This window comes from Dysgonomonas sp. 521 (assembly GCF_010501055.1).
Taxonomy (GTDB): Bacteria; Bacteroidota; Bacteroidia; order Bacteroidales; family Dysgonomonadaceae; genus Dysgonomonas.
In genome coordinates this window covers 1-4,366 of sequence record NZ_QVMO01000165.1, presented here as the reverse complement: position 1 = coordinate 4,366, position 4,366 = coordinate 1, and the positions used below count along the sequence as shown (strand labels likewise).

The window sequence follows — 4,366 nt, the reverse complement described above, 5'->3', positions numbered from 1 at the left end:
TAAGGAACCGCCACGTGCCGAACGGCATGCGTGGTGGTGTGAGAGGTCGGAAAATGAAATAGGAGGAAACTATTTCATTTTCCTCCTACTCGATTGTTCTGATGGAATGTCTTAATTGAAAGTAAGGACGTATTGCATACGCCCGAAGGCAAAATTCGAGAAGCAGGTGCATGTAATACATCCCTACAAACAAAAATTGTATTATTAATTATTCATGCCTGTATATCTTTTTGAATTAAGATTATCTAATATAACAAAGGGGTTCTTTGAAATAGATAGAAAAAAGTAACATGAAGAAACAGGTAAAGAGTCACTTTTGCACAGTACATGACAAAAAATATAATATTATGGTTCAACCCCTCGCCCTCTGGGCACTCCCGACCCCACCCCAGCCCTCCCCAAAAGGAGAGGGAGAAGCGAGGGGAGAGTCGTAAAGCGAAGATAGACGCTGTTTGATCCGGCAGGCACTCTTCCCTTTTGATAAAGGGAAGTACCCGAAGGGGGAAGGGTTAGAATGATAGTGTATATTTTTTGTCATATACTTAGCACTTTTGTCACTTTTTTTAGTAAGTGATTGTATATCAATATATGTTTATTTATTCAGGATAGTCACTTTTACATACGTTTCGCTTCTGTGACCGTTGGTTGTCACTTTTTCGATAATAGTTGGCTTCCATTCTATAAACTTTTAACAGAAAGAGGTAAAAAGTAAAAATGGCTTCACTATATTTGTCATCACAAAATAGTATAATTATGGAGAAATTACCCGATATAAAAGCGTTCAGGTTTAAGGATACATCATTCGCCAACTTAATGACCAAGCGTATTTTCAATGTTTTGCTGATTGCTACGAAATACGATTCGTTTATGCTGGAAGATGACGGGCGTATCGATGAGCAGATATTCAATGAATACACTTCTCTGAACCTGAATTATCCACCACGGTTTACACAAGTAGTATCAGAGGAGGATGCTGTAAGGGAGCTGAGTGAGAATCATTATGAATTAATCATTCAGATGCCTAATATGGACGAAACGGATATGTTTTCTACTGCGAAGCATGTGAAAGAACTCTATCCTGATACCCCATTCGTAGTGTTGACTCCCTTTTCCCGTGAGGTTTCTAAAAGATTGTCGCAGGAAAACCTGTCGGGTGTGGATTATGTGTTCAGCTGGTTAGGTAATCCAGATCTTTTATTGGCTATCATCAAGCTGATGGAAGATGCCATGAACGTGGAGCATGATACGGAGAGCGTAGGGGTGCAGATCATATTGTTAATTGAAGATTCGGTGCGTTTTTACTCATCGGCTTTGCCTACGCTATTTAAAATAGTAATGGAAGAGTCGAAACAATTTTCGAAAGAAGCGCTGAATGAACATCAGCAAATGTTGCGTATGCGCGGACGCCCTAAAATTATGCTGGCGCGTACGTACGAAGAAGCTGTGGATATTTATACAAAATATTACAATAACATACTGGGCATTGTAACGGATATGAGCTATGCCCATGCCGGCGAAAAGGACAGGCTGGCCGGATATAATTTTGCCAAATGGGTAAGGAAACAGGGGCGCTTTGCACCGATTGTATTTACGTCTTCCGAAATAGGGAATAAGCAATATGCGGATGAACTCCATTGCAACTTTATTGATAAGAATTCGAAGAGTTTTCCGCGCGATTTGAGGAAGCAGGTGGTTAATAACTTTGGTTTTGGCGATTTCATTATCGTCAATCCGGAAACAAAGGAGGAGATTCTGCGCATCCGGAATTTAAAGGATATGCAAAAGAATATATTCAATATTCCGGCCGAATCTTTGGAGTACCATCTGTCGCACGATCATTTTTCGCGCTTTTTCTATTCCCGGGCTATGTTCCCTTTGGCAGAGTGGCTGAAAAAGATCGATGTTACAGAATTTAGCAGCATGGATGAAGCCCGCCAGATCATATACGATATGATTATTAAATATCGTAAGGTAAAGAATTCCGGAATCGTTGCCAAATTTGATAAAGACAGGTTTGATGAGTTTTCAAACTTTGCGCGAATGGGAGATGGCTCTATTGGAGGAAAGGGGCGTAGTATAGCCTTTATGGACAATATAGTGAAAGAGCATCTGGAATTGAACGAAGACGATAATATACCGGTTAGGATACCAAAGACCGTTGTGCTTTGTACAGACATTTTTGACGAGTTTATGGAGACGAACGACCTGTATCCGATAGCCTTGTCCGACAAGCCTGATGATGAGATCTTACGCTACTTCCTGAAAGCAGGATTACCGGATCGTCTTATCGAGGATTTTATGGTATTTCTGGATGTAATAGGTGCTCCTATAGCCGTTCGTTCTTCCAGCTTGTTGGAGGATTCGCATTATCAGCCTTTTGCCGGGGTATATTCTACTTATATGATTCCTCTGATGAGCGACAAGTATGAAACACTGGGTTTGCTAAGTAAGGCAATAAAGGCCGTATATGCATCTGTTTTCTACAGGGATAGCAAAACGTATATGACCGCTACCCAGAACCTGATAGATCAGGAAAAAATGGCGATAGTATTGCAAGAGGCTGTAGGTACAAGCTATGGCGACCATTTTTATCCGACGATATCGGGTGTTGCCCGTTCTTTGAATTTCTATCCGGTAGGTAACGAAAAAGCGGAAGAAGGTATTGCCAATATCGTATTGGGTTTGGGTAAATATATAGTGGAAGGAGGGGTTAACCTCCGTTTTTCTCCGGCGCATCCTCATAATGTAGTGCAATTAAGCTCAGTTGATTTGGCATTAAGGGATACACAGCGCTTTTTCTATGCCTTGGATACAACGAATGTTCAGAAGGAGTTTTCTACAAACGATGGTTTTAACCTTCTTAAATTAAATATAAAGGATGCTGAGAAGGATGATTCGATAAGGTATATTTCATCTACATACGACCCTGTAGACCAGGTTATATACGATGGTTATTATGACAGTGGGCGTAAGATAATCTCCTTTGCTAACGTATTGCAACACAATATCTTTCCTTTGTCGGAGATATTGCAGTTGGTATTGAAGATCGGACAGACTGAAATGGGACGTGCGGTGGAAATTGAATTTGCCGTTGACTTGAAAGATAAAGGGGAAGGTATATTTTATCTGCTGCAAATCAGGCCTATTGTACAAAATAAGGAACTACAGATAGAAGATTTGTCACGGATAAAGCCTGAGGATGAGATACTGCATTCGAACAGTGCATTAGGGCATGGTGTTATATGTGATGTATATGATATTGTTTATGTGAAAACAATGGATTTCAACGCTGTAAATAATACAGAAATAGCTGTTGAGATTGATAAGCTGAATGCTGATTTCTTAGAGAAGGAAAAGAATTATGTTTTAGTTGGCCCCGGAAGGTGGGGTAGTAGCGACCCTTGGTTGGGTATTCCTGTAAAATGGCCTCAAATATCGAATGCTCAGGTATTAGTGGAGCTGACATTGAACAACTATAAAATAGAGCCAAGTCAGGGTACACATTTTTTTCAAAACCTGACATCATTCGGAGTGGGTTATTTTTCAATCAACCCGTTTGTTTCGAATGAAGGGTTATTCGATGAAGACTATCTGAACAAGCAACCAGCAGTATTTGAAACAAAGTATATACGCCATGTGCAATTTACGAGCCCAATGGTTATAAAGATAAATGGAAAGAAGAATATCGGTACTGTATTAAAACCGGAAAATAGTAATAAGTAATATGAGGAAAGTAATTATATCATTCATATTTATACTGCTTGCATTTGCAGTTAAGGCTCAGAATACGGGTCTGGCTACATACTATGGCAAAAAATTTAATAACAGGAAAACGGCTAGTGGAGAGAGGTATAGAAAGGATAGTATGGTATGTGCGCACAAGACTTATCCCTTTAGTACAATGTTGAGAGTGAAGAGTTTAGTGAACGGTAATGAGGTGATAGTGAGGGTTATCGACAGAGGGCCTTTTAGGAAGAAGTGTATAATAGATTTGTCTTATGCTGCTGCAAAAGAGCTGGATATGTTGCATCAAGGCCTGATAAAGGTGGAAATTTCGGAGTATAATAATAAAGAAAATATAAACCGATCAGATAGTTTGAATGTTACCAAAATAACCAGAGCTAAATAGTGTTCATTATAAGTCACTTTGCTTGTTTAGATTAGAGATTGTACAATACTGTCCTAAATAAAAATAGCATTTCCAAATGCCGGCTTGCAAATATGTTCAGGCGATGGTTCAGCTATATTCTGGAAAAAGGACCCCCTGCCGATATTCGGGAGCTGGTTCAGGAGGTTCAAGGAATGGATTGTCGAGCCAGTACTGCAAATCTATCTTTACGTACAGATTGAGCCTGATGAAAGCAAC

Annotated in this window: 2 protein-coding genes; both read left to right on the top strand. The window is 39.8% G+C overall.

What is annotated here, in order from left to right; genetic code table 11:
- The first annotated feature begins 753 nt into the window (after nucleotides 1-753).
- The gene (locus D0T84_RS21465; protein WP_163309975.1) at nucleotides 754-3,723 is read left to right on the top strand and encodes a PEP/pyruvate-binding domain-containing protein; all 2,970 of its coding nucleotides are present in this window, start codon (nucleotides 754-756) and stop codon (nucleotides 3,721-3,723) included.
- A 1-nt stretch (nucleotide 3,724) separates the two neighbouring features.
- Entirely contained in the window at nucleotides 3,725-4,129 is a 405-nt protein-coding gene (locus D0T84_RS21460) for a septal ring lytic transglycosylase RlpA family protein (RefSeq protein ID WP_163309974.1), read from the top strand.
- The last annotated feature ends 237 nt before the right edge of the window (nucleotides 4,130-4,366 follow it).